Below are 13,783 nucleotides of genomic sequence, written 5' to 3' on the forward strand. Positions count from 1 at the left end.
AAGAAAAGCAATGGTTGACGAAATGGGGCTTCGAAAAATGCTTAAATTGGTTACTTGTAATTTTTTGTTATACGAATATAATTTAGAGGTTACTCTTTTTACTGGAACGGATGTTGATAACTTTTTATTTTATCAATACACTGCTAAAACATTTTTTTCGATGAAATACCAAAAAATCGACTAAAAGACATCTTTTTCCGCCAAAAAACGCTTTTGAAAGATACTATATTGAAAACAAATTATCAACAACGCCAGAATAAAAAAACGTTAACTGTAACTGCATTTGCTCTGTTTTCCCTCTTTTTTGGTGCAGGAAATTTGGTTTTGCCACCGCTTTTAGGATACAAATCAGGGAGTTTATGGTGGCTAGTCACCCTAGGTTTCTGTATTTCGGGTGTTCTCATCCCTATTTTAGGAATAATGGCACATGCCAAACTCCAGGGAACCTTGTTCGATTTTGCCAAAAAGGTGTCGCCCATGTTCAGTGCCATATACTGCTACATAATTTATGGCATCGCCATTTCTCTGCCTTCACCAAGAACAGCTTCGGTGACCCACGAAATGGCCATTCAACCATTTTTGGACTCGTCATCGCTACTGACCAGTTTGATCTATTTTATTTTGGTATTTGTTTTTGCCATAAATCGCTCCAAAATATTGGACCTTTTGGGCAAATTATTGACCCCGGGCATTCTTATTATACTGATCGCGATAATTGCCACAACGATTTTTTCCCTGGATTTTGACTTTGTAACTTCCGAGATGGAACGTCCTTTTAGTTCCGGGATTTTGGAGGGCTATCAAACCTTTGATGCCATCGGAGCGGTGGTCGTTGGGGCCGTAATCATCATTTCCGTTAACATAAAGGAAAAAACAGCCTCGTTCCAAGAAAAGAAAACTCTTATTGCAAAAGCGGGACTTTGGGCGGGCATTGGGTTGCTTTTGGTTTATGGAGGACTAATTTTAACCGGCGCATTGTTCGGAGGGTCTTTTGATGACGAAATTTCCAGAACCGCACTTTTACGAGGCATTAGCACCGAAACTCTAGGTCAAAAAGCCAACTTTTTTCTAAGTGTATTGGTAAGCTTTGCCTGTTTTACTACAGCCGTGGGCATTGTAACGGGTACGGCAGATTTTATAAAAGGTAGGTTCAACAATTCCATTTTGGCATATCGGGTCACTGCACTTATAAGTTGTTTTCTAGGGGTAATGGTGGGGCAATTTAATGTAGGCCATATTATTGCCGTAGCGGTTCCTGCGCTTATGTTTATTTACCCCATCACTATTGTATTGATTCTATTGAATGTAATTCCGGAACAATGGAGCTCTTCCAAAGTGTTCAAAAGAGTGGTAAGTGTAACTGTTCTGTTCAGTATTCCCGATTTTTTGGGAAGTGTTGGACTGGGCGATCATATATCCCATTATACCACTTGGATACCTTTTAACGATTATCAATTAGGTTGGGTTCTGCCCAGTTTGGTGGCTTTTTTAATTTCCAACTTGGTTCACGGAAAAAAACAAGCGTAAAGTATTAGCCACCCATTCGTTTAAAGCTACAAAAAGTAAAATTCTGTTTGGTGCCGAAAGGTGTGATATGGTCAAGTGTTCGGCAACTGATTTTTGTGAAATTTTGAAAAGTTTCTGCCATTTGAACTTCATTATATTGCTTAATATCCAAGCCACTGCATTTTTTGGGCCCGTTCTCGGAGAACGTGCCTAGAATCAAATAGTCCAAAACAGCTTTTTCTGCCAAATTCACGTAAGCCTGAATCTGATCTTCCTCTGTCAAAAAATGAAATGCCGCCCTATCGTGCCAAACATCATACCTTTCTTCAGTTTGAAAATCAGTGATATCACACTCGATCCATGTTACTTTCCGAGCTTTGTCTCCCAACCTCGATTGAGCTCTTTCAATCGCCTTGCCCGAAATATCAAGAACCGTTATATTTTCAAATCCTTCGTTCAGTAAAAAATCGACCAACTTACCATCTCCTCCGCCTACATCAATTATTTTGGCACTCTTGTCCAAGTTAATTGCCTGTATCAATTCGAGTGATGTTTTTGGGATATCTTGGGTCCAGCTGACCTCATCCGGATTTTTTGTCCGATAAACGGTTTCCCAATGATTTTTTCTTTTTTGCATCATTTATAAAAAACAGAATCAAAAAAGGATTTCATTTTTGCAGCGTAAGGGACACCATATCTCTCGAAAGTTTTCCTGGTCTGTGCATCCGGTTTCCAATCAAAAAAAGCGTGTCCGGCTCCTTTAACCTCTATGTTCTGAACCGTCTGCCCTTGCTTCTTTAATTCTTGAACGTATGGGTGTACTACGTTCTTGGTGACCAAGCCATCCTCGGTCCCTCTGACCATAAAATGTGGTATGACCCTATGGGCACTGCTCGGAACATGGGCAACCGGAGATATGGCATCTAAATATCCTTGATCCTCCTGGCGAATAAATGGTTTAAAATCCGAGGCACTAAAAAGGCCATAACTCGGCGCTGCTACTTTTATTGCACCCATAATCCGTGAACGGACTTCTTCTATACTTTTTCCTTTGGGAATATAAGTTGGAGCAAACTGATAGACACCATCGGCAATGCCAAAACCACCATCCCCGATCAACGAACATAATACTGCCGCTGAGGCCGATAAATGTCCTCCCGCACTATCTCCCGTTACTGCAATGCGATCGGGGTCCCCGCCATATTTGGTAGCATGCTGCTGTATATGTGCTATTGCCCCGAACACATCTTCGATCAGTTGGTGCATTGAATTGGGCTCGGTATCCCCATCCAAATTGTTTATCCAGCGGTAATCAATACTAAAAACAACATATCGATCGTCTTTTGCCAATTCCCTTGCCAAACCCCTCATAATATCTTCGTTGTTGGCAGACCATCCACCTCCATGTACAATAATGACCATAGGCAATTTATGTGCCCCCTTAGGCGAAAACACATCATATTTTAAAGTTTTTTTGCCCGGTCGGGCATAGACTACATCATGGGTAACGTTGAGGTTTTCCACCAAACTGTTTTTCACAAAAACTGCTCCCAAATCCAAATCCCTGTCCACGGTTATCTTCATGGTAGGCTCAAAGCTCTCTACACTCAACGTACCCCAAGGCCCGCCCTTAAAGGTATAATAAATCGCATCCAAACTATATCCTGCCGTTGCCGTTGCCGTTACGGTAAGTTCCGTACCGGAAAGCACTATTCCATCTGCAGGTATTTCCGGGGAAACCACATAAGAGCCATGTTCCGAAGGAACCTGCGTAACCTTAAAGGCTTTTTGGACGACCATTGTATTTGGATTGGCGTACGCTGTATAAGCGAAAGCAAAAAGCAATGAAAAAATATAAGTTGTTCTGGACATTTTTTATACGATAAATTGCGAGAACCTAAGTTAAGTGAATCCAACAAAGGTCGCAAGTCCAGCACCATATATAAACCAGTAGTTTAAGGTTTATAAGAAAAGGTATTGTTATGGGATTGCCTCAGCTAGTCGGAACCACGGTTCTTTTTGTTGTAATAGTATATGGCATAAGCAATTCCTGCCAATACCACAAAAGGGAGGTAACTCCCGATCACCACACCTATTTCGTATGCGCTATCGGGAGCTTCCTTAATTTTTTGTTCTATGTTGGATTGTTGAATCGACCAGAATAGATTCATAAACATCGTGTTTAAAAAAGGGGTGTTACAGCAATTTATATTTGCTTAAATTGACACATTAACTATTCATCAATTCTTCTATCTCTTCAATTTCTATTGGGATGTTGCGCATTAAATTGAACGGCTCTCCTTTTTCTTGTATAACCACATCATCCTCCAAACGAATGCCCATACCCTCTGCTGGAATGTAGATACCAGGTTCTACCGTAAATACCATATTGGCCTTCATCGGAGTTTTCAACTCTCCATAATCATGCGTGTTAAGTCCTATGTGGTGACTGGTACCGTGCATAAAGTATTTTTTATACGCTGGCCATTCGGGATCTTCGTTCTGCACATCTGCTTTATCCAATAGTCCTAGTCCCACGAGTTCCGAGGTCATAAGCTTTCCAACTTCTTTATGATATTCGGCCCAAATGGTCCCGGGCACCAACATTTTTGTAGCTTCATCCTTTACTCGGAGAACGGCACGGTATACCTCTTTTTGTCTTTCGGTAAACTTACCACTAACCGGTATGGTCCGCGTCATGTCACTGGAATAGTTGGCGTACTCAGCGGCTAGATCCATCAAAATTAAATCACCTGCCTTGGTTTGTTGGTTATTCTCGATATAGTGCAATACGTTGGCATTCCCACCAGATGCTATAATAGGACTGTAGGCAAATCCTTTTGATCGATTTCGGATAAATTCGTGCAGGTATTCTGCCTCGATCTCGTGTTCCCAAACGCCCGGCCTTACAAAGCCAAGTACTCGTCTAAACCCTTTTTCGGTAATATCGCAAGCTCTTTGCATTATTGCTATTTCCTCGGGTTCCTTGATCCCGCGGATTTTTTGTAAGATGGGGTTGCTCTTCGCCCATTGGTGCGCCGGATATTCTTTTTTTACCTTTTCTATAAAACGGTCTTCCCGGGTTTGGGTTTCCACCGCTTGCCTGTAGTGTTCGTTGGTATTAAAATAAATGGTATCGGCCTCGGTCATCAGATCAAAGAATATCTTGTCAAAATCCGAAAGCCAATAAATGGTTTCTATGCCCGACACTTCGGTCGCTTTTTCTTTGGTCAGCTTTGCCCCTTCCCACACCGCAATATGATCATTGGTCTCCCTAACAAATAAAATCTCTCTGTGTTTGGAATCCATTGCGTCCGGAAAAAGCAACAGAACGGTCTCTTCTTGGTCGGCACCGCTCAGATAAAAAATATCCCGATCTTGCTCAAAAGGAAGGGTGCTATCTGCGCCAATGGGGTAAATATCGTTAGAATTGAATACTGCAATACTTTTGGGCCTCATGTATGCCGTGAACTTTTTACGGTTCTTCACAAAAAGTTTGCTGTCTAATTGATCGTATTTCATATCTATATTTTGATTTGCTCAAATTTAGGTAATTGCCATACCGATGACAAATTCTTACCTTACCTTTCAAATTAAAACTATGCAGCTCAGCCTAAGTATTCCAGCTCTACTTTTTCCTGCCATTTCGTTGACCATGTTGGCATACAACGCCCGTTATTTGGCCATTGCCGCTTTAATTCGGCAATTGCACAAACAATTCGAGGAAACCTCCGCCCAACCCCTTAAGCAACAGATCAACCAATTACGCTCCCGTTTGGGCATAATTAAGAATATGCAGGCCTCTGCGATAGTCAGTTTTTTATTGTCAGCGATAACCATGTTTTTAATTTATGTGGAAATGCAGGTCTGGGCCAATGTAATATTTGGCATAAGCTTGGTCTTTTTAATGATTTCGTTGGTACTCTCCCTTTTAGAAGTTCAACTTTCCACAAAAGCGCTGGGCATTCAATTGGAGAATATGGAAAAATAATAAGGGTTTTGAACTGTGTTTGTAGGAATACTTCTTTTTGGCAAAAAAGGGTCGATTTTCCCGTCAATTGAAACGGCCGATACACCAACCAACAAGGGGCATCGGTAAAATAGCGCCATTGATAACCTATGCTTGACTCTATTTTTGATGAAGACATGGATTCATCAAAAAAAGAACAGTTTTTATGCAGAGCGTTAAAGAGTTGGAGTTTTTTAAAAACATCCGGGAGATCAGGGAATACGAATTTGGCATATTTTATTTTTTTGACGGTTTGGTCATCTCCGAAATGAAAGAGGGTGCAATTTTTAATTGGGATATTGCCGAAAAGATCATCCTAGTTGCCTACCAGGTTTTAGGAAAGGACAAGCCCATTGCCTATATCAGCAATCGAATCAACGATTACTCCGTTGTTCCCACCGATTGGTTAAAGTTTTACAAACATCGGCATCGATTGGAGCACTACTCCATTGTGGCCTATAACAAGAGTGGATTGGCCAGTGTAGTGTTGGAGCGTATGTTCTTTCGTCATAAAATCCGTCAATTTTCAAATCTGGAAAACGCCATTAAATTTAGTCTGTCCAAAGTTTCGGGTAAAGAAATCGACCTATCTGCATAAAAAAGCACCGGCCATTATCGCTTACCATTTTTTTCCACGTACCGAACGATTGCCTTGGCCACATTTACACCTGTGGCAGATTCGATTCCCTTGAGCCCGGGCGAAGCATTGACCTCGATCAACAAGGGGCCACTTTTGGATCTGATCAGATCAACTCCCGCCACCCCAAGTCCCAAATGTTTGGTCGCATTCAAGGCCATATACTTTTCTCGCGGTGTTAGTTGCACCTTTTGTATCTCTGCTCCCCTGTGCACATTAGATCTAAAATCGTCCAGTCCACTGGTCCTTTTCATGCTGGCCACAATTTTATTGCCCACCACGATTATTCTTAAATCTTCCCCGTTTGCCTCCTGTATAAATTCCTGCAACAAAATACTGGTATTCATATTATACAAAGTATCGATCACGGATTTTGCGGACTTTTTGCTTTCTGCCAAAATAACCCCCTTGCCTTGGGTCCCCTCTTGTAGTTTTATAATTACGGGAGCTCCGCCCAGCAATTCGATTTGATCTTCTACATTGTTGGGATTGATGGAAAATACCGTTTTGGGAATTGAAATTCCTTTTTTGGACATCAACTGGAGAGTGGCCACTTTGTTTCTTGCTTTTAGTATGCCAAGGGATTTTGCGGTACTGAACACATGGTTCAATTCGAATTGTTTTACGATCGCTGCACCATGCCTAGTAACCGTAGTGCCGATTCTCGGCACTACGGCATCGAACTCATCCGTAATGTTCTCGGATTCGAAAAAAATCCGAGGTCTTTCCCCGCTCAAAAGCACGGAACATTTAGTGTGATCAATATGCTCAACATAGTGTCCCGCTTTTTCGAACTCCTCCGCGATTCTCGCTGTGGAATACACGTTTAGACTTACGGAAAGCAGGGCAATGTCCATGTTTTACATTGGTTTGATAATCAATCCCAATATCGGTTAAAAATCCGAAAAGCAAATCCTGAAGGGTTAAATCCCAGTAGCTTAAAATGAGTCTAAATAACCTGTTTTGCGTTGTTGAAAGCTTGTTAAAAACTCATCCGTGCCGTAAATTTGTGTAAAAACTAACTTCTGATGAGTTTGATTAAATCTTCGTTGGCCAGAAAATATGTGATGGCCCTATCGGGTCTTTTTTTGGTCATATTTTTGATTCTACACGTGACCATCAACTTGGCCTCGGTATTTTCCCCGGAATTTTTTAATGAAGCATCCCATTTTATGGGCTATAACCCAATAGTCCAATTTTTGATGCAACCTATTTTGATCATTGGTGTGATTGTGCACTTTGTGATGGGCTTTGTTTTGGAAATCCAGAACAAAAAAGCAAGGGATGTTCGTTATGTAAAGTACAAGGGCAGTGCCAATGCTCCATGGGTTTCCAGGAACATGATCTACTCCGGCCTGGTAATCCTTGCCTTTTTGGCCTTGCACTTTTATGACTTTTGGGTACACGAAATGGCTTACAAGTACGTTGAGGCCAACCCTGAGGACCCAACACGTTACTATGGAGAAACCGTGGAGAAATTCGCTCCTTTCTGGAGGACCATTCTTTACGTTATTTCCTTTGTACTGCTCAGCTTGCACTTGTGGCATGGCTTTGCTTCATCCTTCCAATCCATGGGTGCAAACAACAAATACACCGTTGGATTCACAAAATTTGCTAAAATATTTGCGGTAGTGGTACCCCTGGCATTTGCATTTATCGCCATATACCACCACCTTAACCCAATAACACATTAAGTATGGGCATATTGGACTCTAAAATTCCATCCGGGCCATTGGCCGATAAATGGACCAAGCATAAAAACGACATCAACCTGGTTAACCCTGCCAACAAAAGGAACATCGACGTTATTGTTGTTGGAACAGGACTTGCCGGTGGTGCCGCAGCAGCAACTTTGGCCGAGTTGGGTTACAATGTAAAAACATTCTGCTACCAAGATTCACCCCGAAGGGCACACTCCATTGCTGCCCAAGGAGGTATCAATGCGGCAAAAAATTATCAAGGAGATGGTGACAGCAATTATCGTCTTTTTTACGACACTATAAAAGGTGGCGACTACCGTTCCCGCGAAGCCAACGTTTATCGATTGGCAGAAGTATCCGGCAACATCATAGACCAATGTGTGGCACAAGGGGTTCCTTTTGCCCGTGAGTACGGCGGAATGTTGGACAACCGTTCTTTTGGTGGAGTATTGGTATCTAGAACTTTTTACGCCAAAGGGCAAACTGGACAACAATTATTGCTCGGTGCTTATTCCGCAATGAACCGCCAGATAAACCGTGGTAAGATCCAAGCCTACAACCGTCACGAAATGATGGACTTGGTATTGGTGGACGGAAAAGCAAGAGGAATCATTGCCCGGGATTTGGTTTCCGGCGAAATTGAAAGGCACAGTGCACATGCCGTTGTTCTGGCAACCGGGGGATACGGAAATGTTTTCTTCCTTTCTACCAATGCCATGGGAAGTAACGTAATGGCCGCTTGGAGAGCACACCGTAAAGGAGCATTCTTTGCCAATCCATGTTTTACCCAGATCCACCCGACTTGTATTCCTGTTTCTGGCGATCATCAATCCAAATTGACCTTGATGTCCGAGTCACTTAGAAATGACGGACGCATTTGGGTACCTAAGAAAAAGGAGGATGCCATCGCCATTCGCGAAGGAAGGCTAAAGCCTACCGAACTGGCCGAAGAAGATCGTGATTATTATTTGGAAAGAAGGTATCCTGCCTTTGGTAATCTGGTTCCAAGGGATGTGGCATCCAGAGCCGCCAAAGAGCGTTGCGATGCCGGTTTCGGTGTAAATAAGACCGGTGAAGCCGTATTCTTGGATTTTGCAGCGGCCATCGAACGATATGGAAAAGAAAAAGCACTGACTTCTGGGATCAAGAATCCCGATAAGGCCACTATCACCAAACTTGGTGAAGAGGTCGTTGAGGCCAAATACGGTAACCTTTTCCAGATGTATGAAAAAATTGTGGACCAGAATCCATATAAGACCCCAATGATGATCTATCCAGCGGTACACTATACCATGGGAGGCCTTTGGGTGGATTACAATTTACAAACCACAATTCCTGGTTGTTATTGCGCCGGTGAGGCCAACTTTAGTGACCACGGAGCCAACCGTTTGGGAGCCTCTGCCCTAATGCAAGGTCTTGCCGACGGTTACTTTGTGCTGCCATACACCATCGGGGATTATTTGTCCGACGACATTAGAACGGGAGCTATTCCAACAGATTCCAAGGAGTTCGAAGAGGCAGAGCAACAAGTACGAGACCGAATGGAAAAATTGATGGGCGGTTCTGGAATCCATTCCGTGGACTACTATCATAAAAAGCTGGGCAAGATCATGTGGAACAAATGTGGCATGGCCCGTAATGAAAAAGAATTGAAAGAAGCTATCGAGGAGATTTCCGCCCTTAGAAAAGATTTCTGGGAAAATGTGAAGGTTACCGGAACCATGGATTCCAAAAACCAGGAGCTAGAAAAAGCTGGACGGGTTGCCGATTTCTTGGAATTGGGCGAACTTTTCGCAAAGGATGCCTTGCACCGAAACGAGTCTTGTGGAGGTCACTTCCGCGAAGAGTACCAGACCCCAGAGGGTGAGGCTCTCCGAGACGATGAGAACTTTAAGTATGTGGCCGCCTGGGAATACGTGGGCGAGCCCAAAGACGCCAAATTGCACAAAGAGGATTTGGTATACGAGAATATTGAACTGAAGACAAGATCCTACAAATAAGAAACTATGAAATTATATCTAAAAATATGGCGTCAAAAAGACGCTTCCACCCCCGGAAAAATAGTGGATTATACCCTTGATGGTGTAGAAGGTGATATGTCTTTCTTGGAGATGTTGGATATTTTGAACGAAGAACTGGTCTCCAAAGGAGAGGAGCCTGTTGAATTTGATCACGATTGCAGGGAAGGTATATGTGGAACATGTTCCCTACAAATTAACGGCGAACCCCATGGTCCCGATAGACTGATTACCACTTGCCAGTTACACATGCGTAAATTTAACGATGGTGACACCATTGTTATTGAGCCATTTCGTGCCAAGGCATTTCCCGTGATCAAAGATTTGATCGTGGACCGCAGTGCCTTTGACCGTATTCAACAAGCTGGTGGGTATATTTCCGTTAATACTTCTGGAAACACCATAGACGCCAATGCGATTCCTATTAACAAACATGCTGCGGACGAAGCCATGGATGCTGCAACCTGTATTGGCTGTGGAGCGTGTGTTGCTGCTTGTAAAAATGCGAGCGCCATGTTGTTCACATCTGCAAAGGTTTCGCAATTTGCATTGTTGCCACAAGGTAGAGTGGAAGCCGTGGAGCGTGTACAGAACATGGTTCGCCAGATGGATCTGGAAGGCTTTGGTAACTGCACCAACACAGGAGCATGCGAAGTGGAATGTCCTAAAGGTATTTCCTTGACGAACATTGCACGTATGAACCGTGAGTATTTATCCGCTTCGTTAAAAGGATAAACACAATACATTTTAATACTCGAGACCCAAATTCCAATAGGAGTTTGGGTTTTTTGTTATCTTGGAGTATGCCCAAAGAATACCCAACAGAGCGCATAAAAGTCCCTCGGTTCAATGAGGAGTCCGGTTTTTACACCACCCCTGAGCGATCCAAGATCATGGGCAAAATCCGGGGCAAGAACACAAAGCCAGAACTAGCCTTTAGAAGAGCTCTGTGGCAAGCGGGCTACCGATACCGTACCGACTACAAAAAACTTATAGGAAAGCCCGATATAGCCCTTAAAAAGTACAAGACCGTTATATTTATTGATGGCGAATATTGGCACGGTTATAATTGGGAAGAACGTAAGCAAAAAATCAAGACCAACCGAGATTTCTGGATTCCCAAAATTGAACGGAACATACAACGCGATCAAGAGGTGAACCATGCCCTGAAGGAAAAAGGATATACCGTGTTCCGGTTTTGGGAAAGCGAGATTAAGAAAAACTTGGATGAATGCCTTGGTTTAGTCCTAGACCATTTAAAAAGTATCAAAACTGCTTCTTAACGATTTTGAATACCTGTAACACATCATCCAAAGGCAATTCAAAGTCCTTAAATTCGGGCGATGTGTTCAAATTTTGACACTGGAGCGATTTATTGATCTTATTATACCCTGTAAGCTGTTTACAGATAATTCTATCCGAACAAACCAATACATATGATTGGTTCCAAGAGGTCGGACGGCTTTTTGTAAACGACTCTTTTTTTATTTCCAAGCCTAGCACGTATGCCTTGTTCGGAATTGAATCGCACGTACCATCGTTCATGGAGTCCCCGGAAATTTCAAAAATTCGATGGGGTTCGTCGGTTAAAAAATCAATTACAAAACCGCCTTGGAACGGATTGGTCAAACTAGTGCTCTGAAGACTTTCGATATATTTTCTGTGCCACTCGACCAATACCAGAGGGGCCATTACCAAATATTTACCGTGCTCCAATGGGTAGAAAACGCTGCCGTGCTTGGTAAACGGCTGTCGTTTGGTGTACGCCTCCCCCATATCGTTGACTTCGTGCATGTAGAGTTCTGCAATGGTAAGCCCAAAATACTCCGCAATCTTTGTTAAATTTTTGATCGGGATATTCGCATCTTTGCGCTCGTAGAGCTGAATAGTGCGCAGACTTACACCAATTTCTTTCCCCAATTGTGATTGGCTAATATTATTTTTTCTTCGCAACTGCTTAATTATATACATTTATTTCTATATTGTGTAATATTGTTACGCAATACGCACTTAACGCAGCAATTTATCTGGTTTTCTGTAATTGGGTTACAAGCCAAATATAGAAAATAGGTTTCGACCCCAACATATTATTATTTAACACGACTTATGTATGGGATCAATTAAAGGGCTTGGGCCCATTGTAAAAACCGAACTGATTTTTAGAGATGAAGATTATGGAAAGCCTATTAACGAAAGGCTTTCCGTCGTGCTTCGACGAAACACCACAAAAAACGATTTTGCCAATATTGCCATTAAAAGCAATGTTAGCTTTTCTACCATTAGAGATGTGGTTTACCGGACCAATAGCTTAACCAAACTAAATGCCTATGCAATTTCGTTGCTTATCCATGCTGCGTTCGAGAATTCTTTTGCGTACAAGTTACAAGCAGAGGGGGATATTCTGTTTCTGGGAGATTTATTGAATCTCTAATCGCAACAACCAATCGGTTTGTTCATCTGTTCCTATAAAGTATGGGTGTTCTCCGAACTTTACAAATCCATGGTTCTGATAAAAACGTATGGCCTTTGGGTTATGCTCCCAGACACCCAGCCAAATATATTGCTTGTGCATTTCTTTGGCCTTTTCGGCAATTCGTTTAAGCACCCGTGAGCCAATCTTTTTGCCTTGATGTTCATTGAGCACATAAATACGTTCTATCTCGAGAGCTTTGGGGTCTTGTACATCCGATTGGGCAGATTCTACATTTAGTTTAAAGTATCCTACCAATTCTTGGCCATCGTATACAAAATAAAAAAATGTGTTTTTATTGGAAAGTTCTTTCGCCAATTGTTTGGATCCAAATGCCTTTTGAAGATAGGTACGAAAGTCATGTGGATCATTGTCCTTTTCAAAAGCATCCGAAAATGTTATTTTGGAAAGTTGTACCAGAGAGTCTAGGTCCGTACTATCACATTGTCGAAAATAAAGTGCCATTCCATCTAAATTACATCTCAAAATACCATAAAAAAAGAGCCTAACACGATGTTGGCTCCAAATTTTTCAGGGGGATGAATACTGACCTATAGCATAAAAAGCTTCTTGATCAATAGCATAAAACCTGTAAAAAAATCGTTTCTGTAAACTTGTACGTTCTCGTTCATCGTGGTGTTTGATTTTAGTGCCATGGTTAATAGGTTTTAACGGTGTTAATTTGGGTAAAAATTTCGATATAACCAAATATATAATCGATGAACTGCCTGTAAAAACTATTGTTGTGTAATCTCTTTTTTTTGTTGTAAAATTGCGATTGATTCGATTCAAATATTCATTTCGGGAATATCTCCTTCCACAATCAACTCTCCCTCAGTAGCTTTCTTGATTTCTTCCACCAAAACACCGGGAGCCCGTTCCAACAATTTGAACCCTTTTGGCGTCACCTCGAGCACCGCAAGGTTGGTCACTATTTTTTTTACGCATCCTACACCTGTCAACGGCAGTGTGCAGCGTTTTAATAGTTTTGATTCCCCTGCTCTGTTGGTATGCATCATAGCTACGATGATATTTTCCGCCGATGCCACCAAATCCATGGCTCCTCCCATTCCCTTGACCATTTTACCGGGAATTTTCCAATTGGCAATATCCCCGTTTTCGGCCACTTCCATAGCTCCAAGAATGGTGAGGTGTACATGTTGTCCACGGATCATTCCAAAACTAAGTGCAGAATCAAAAAATGAAGCTCCGGGCAATGTGGTAATGGTCTGTTTTCCTGCATTAATGATATCGGCATCTTCCTCTCCTTCAAAAGGAAATGGTCCCATACCGAGTACACCGTTCTCACTTTGAAACTCTACACTGATATCATCGCGTACAAAATTGGCCACCAGGGTTGGGATTCCAATCCCTAGATTCACATAATACCCGTCTTTGACCTCTTTTGCGATGCGTTTTGCAATTCCATTCTTGTCCAACATA

16 protein-coding genes are annotated in these 13,783 nt (G+C 42.2%); 8 read left to right on the forward strand and 8 right to left on the reverse strand.

Annotation, left to right across the window (positions count from 1 at the left end; all coding sequences use genetic code 11):
- Window positions 1-228 precede the first annotated feature (228 nt).
- The gene (gene brnQ / locus ACXAFK_RS01315) at window positions 229-1,527 is read left to right on the forward strand and encodes a branched-chain amino acid transport system II carrier protein (protein ID WP_474958145.1); all 1,299 of its coding nucleotides are present in this window, start codon (window positions 229-231) and stop codon (window positions 1,525-1,527) included.
- A gap of 4 nt (window positions 1,528-1,531) precedes the next feature.
- Here brnQ and ACXAFK_RS01320 read toward each other — a convergent pair whose 3' ends face one another.
- The 4 genes from ACXAFK_RS01320 to ACXAFK_RS01335 form a co-directional block, all read right to left on the reverse strand.
- Complete coding sequence (locus ACXAFK_RS01320) at window positions 1,532-2,146, reverse strand: class I SAM-dependent methyltransferase (RefSeq protein WP_474956547.1); 615 nt, start codon at window positions 2,144-2,146, stop codon at window positions 1,532-1,534.
- Complete coding sequence (locus tag ACXAFK_RS01325; RefSeq protein ID WP_474956548.1) at window positions 2,143-3,378, reverse strand: alpha/beta hydrolase; 1,236 nt, start codon at window positions 3,376-3,378, stop codon at window positions 2,143-2,145. The genes ACXAFK_RS01320 and ACXAFK_RS01325 overlap by 4 nt, the downstream gene beginning before the upstream one ends.
- A gap of 125 nt (window positions 3,379-3,503) precedes the next feature.
- Complete coding sequence (locus ACXAFK_RS01330) at window positions 3,504-3,677, reverse strand: hypothetical protein (RefSeq protein WP_224835886.1); 174 nt, start codon at window positions 3,675-3,677, stop codon at window positions 3,504-3,506.
- A gap of 58 nt (window positions 3,678-3,735) precedes the next feature.
- On the reverse strand, window positions 3,736-5,028 hold the full coding sequence (locus tag ACXAFK_RS01335; RefSeq protein WP_474956549.1) for an aminopeptidase P family protein: 1,293 nt from the start codon (window positions 5,026-5,028) through the stop codon (window positions 3,736-3,738).
- Window positions 5,029-5,107: 79 nt separating this feature from the next.
- Between ACXAFK_RS01335 and ACXAFK_RS01340 the strand changes: the two genes are divergently transcribed.
- Window positions 5,108-5,497 (forward strand): DUF2721 domain-containing protein, encoded by a 390-nt coding sequence (locus ACXAFK_RS01340; protein ID WP_224835888.1) that lies wholly within the window; start codon window positions 5,108-5,110, stop codon window positions 5,495-5,497.
- Window positions 5,498-5,681: 184 nt separating this feature from the next.
- Window positions 5,682-6,113, forward strand: coding sequence for a hypothetical protein (locus ACXAFK_RS01345; protein ID WP_224835889.1), 432 nt, complete (start codon window positions 5,682-5,684; stop codon window positions 6,111-6,113).
- A gap of 14 nt (window positions 6,114-6,127) precedes the next feature.
- Here ACXAFK_RS01345 and ACXAFK_RS01350 read toward each other — a convergent pair whose 3' ends face one another.
- Window positions 6,128-7,009: an ATP-grasp domain-containing protein gene (locus tag ACXAFK_RS01350; RefSeq protein ID WP_474956550.1), complete on the reverse strand. Its 882-nt coding sequence runs from the start codon at window positions 7,007-7,009 to the stop codon at window positions 6,128-6,130.
- 168 nt (window positions 7,010-7,177) lie between these two features.
- Between ACXAFK_RS01350 and ACXAFK_RS01355 the strand changes: the two genes are divergently transcribed.
- The 4 genes from ACXAFK_RS01355 to ACXAFK_RS01370 all read left to right on the forward strand — a co-directional run bounded on the left by ACXAFK_RS01355 (window position 7,178) and on the right by ACXAFK_RS01370 (window position 11,153).
- Window positions 7,178-7,846 carry a succinate dehydrogenase cytochrome b subunit gene (locus ACXAFK_RS01355; RefSeq protein ID WP_474958146.1) on the forward strand — a complete coding sequence of 223 codons (669 nt, stop codon included), beginning with the start codon at window positions 7,178-7,180 and terminating at the stop codon, window positions 7,844-7,846.
- A 2-nt stretch (window positions 7,847-7,848) separates the two neighbouring features.
- Window positions 7,849-9,852 (forward strand): fumarate reductase/succinate dehydrogenase flavoprotein subunit, encoded by a 2,004-nt coding sequence (locus ACXAFK_RS01360; RefSeq protein ID WP_252081070.1) that lies wholly within the window; start codon window positions 7,849-7,851, stop codon window positions 9,850-9,852.
- A 6-nt stretch (window positions 9,853-9,858) separates the two neighbouring features.
- Complete coding sequence (locus ACXAFK_RS01365; protein ID WP_224835892.1) at window positions 9,859-10,605, forward strand: succinate dehydrogenase/fumarate reductase iron-sulfur subunit; 747 nt, start codon at window positions 9,859-9,861, stop codon at window positions 10,603-10,605.
- A 68-nt stretch (window positions 10,606-10,673) separates the two neighbouring features.
- Window positions 10,674-11,153: a very short patch repair endonuclease gene (locus tag ACXAFK_RS01370; RefSeq protein ID WP_474956551.1), complete on the forward strand. Its 480-nt coding sequence runs from the start codon at window positions 10,674-10,676 to the stop codon at window positions 11,151-11,153.
- Here ACXAFK_RS01370 and ACXAFK_RS01375 read toward each other — a convergent pair.
- Window positions 11,137-11,841, reverse strand: coding sequence for a helix-turn-helix domain-containing protein (locus ACXAFK_RS01375; protein ID WP_474956552.1), 705 nt, complete (start codon window positions 11,839-11,841; stop codon window positions 11,137-11,139). The genes ACXAFK_RS01370 and ACXAFK_RS01375 overlap by 17 nt on opposite strands.
- Window positions 11,842-11,980: 139 nt before the next feature.
- Here ACXAFK_RS01375 and ACXAFK_RS01380 point away from each other — a divergent pair, with 139 nt between their 5' ends.
- Window positions 11,981-12,301, forward strand: a complete 321-nt coding sequence (locus ACXAFK_RS01380; protein ID WP_224835895.1) for a hypothetical protein — start codon at window positions 11,981-11,983, stop codon at window positions 12,299-12,301.
- Here ACXAFK_RS01380 and ACXAFK_RS01385 read toward each other — a convergent pair.
- Together ACXAFK_RS01385 and ACXAFK_RS01390 are read right to left on the reverse strand one after the other, a co-directional pair.
- Window positions 12,287-12,805 carry a GNAT family N-acetyltransferase gene (locus ACXAFK_RS01385; protein ID WP_474956553.1) on the reverse strand — a complete coding sequence of 173 codons (519 nt, stop codon included), beginning with the start codon at window positions 12,803-12,805 and terminating at the stop codon, window positions 12,287-12,289. The two genes, ACXAFK_RS01380 and ACXAFK_RS01385, sit on opposite strands and share 15 nt — an antisense overlap.
- Window positions 12,806-13,128: 323 nt before the next feature.
- Window positions 13,129-13,782 carry a 3-oxoacid CoA-transferase subunit B gene (locus ACXAFK_RS01390; RefSeq protein WP_474956554.1) on the reverse strand — a complete coding sequence of 218 codons (654 nt, stop codon included), beginning with the start codon at window positions 13,780-13,782 and terminating at the stop codon, window positions 13,129-13,131.
- Between the last annotated feature and the right edge of the window lies 1 nt (window position 13,783).

The sequence above is a fragment of the Flagellimonas sp. ABD4_174 genome (genome assembly GCF_056160185.1).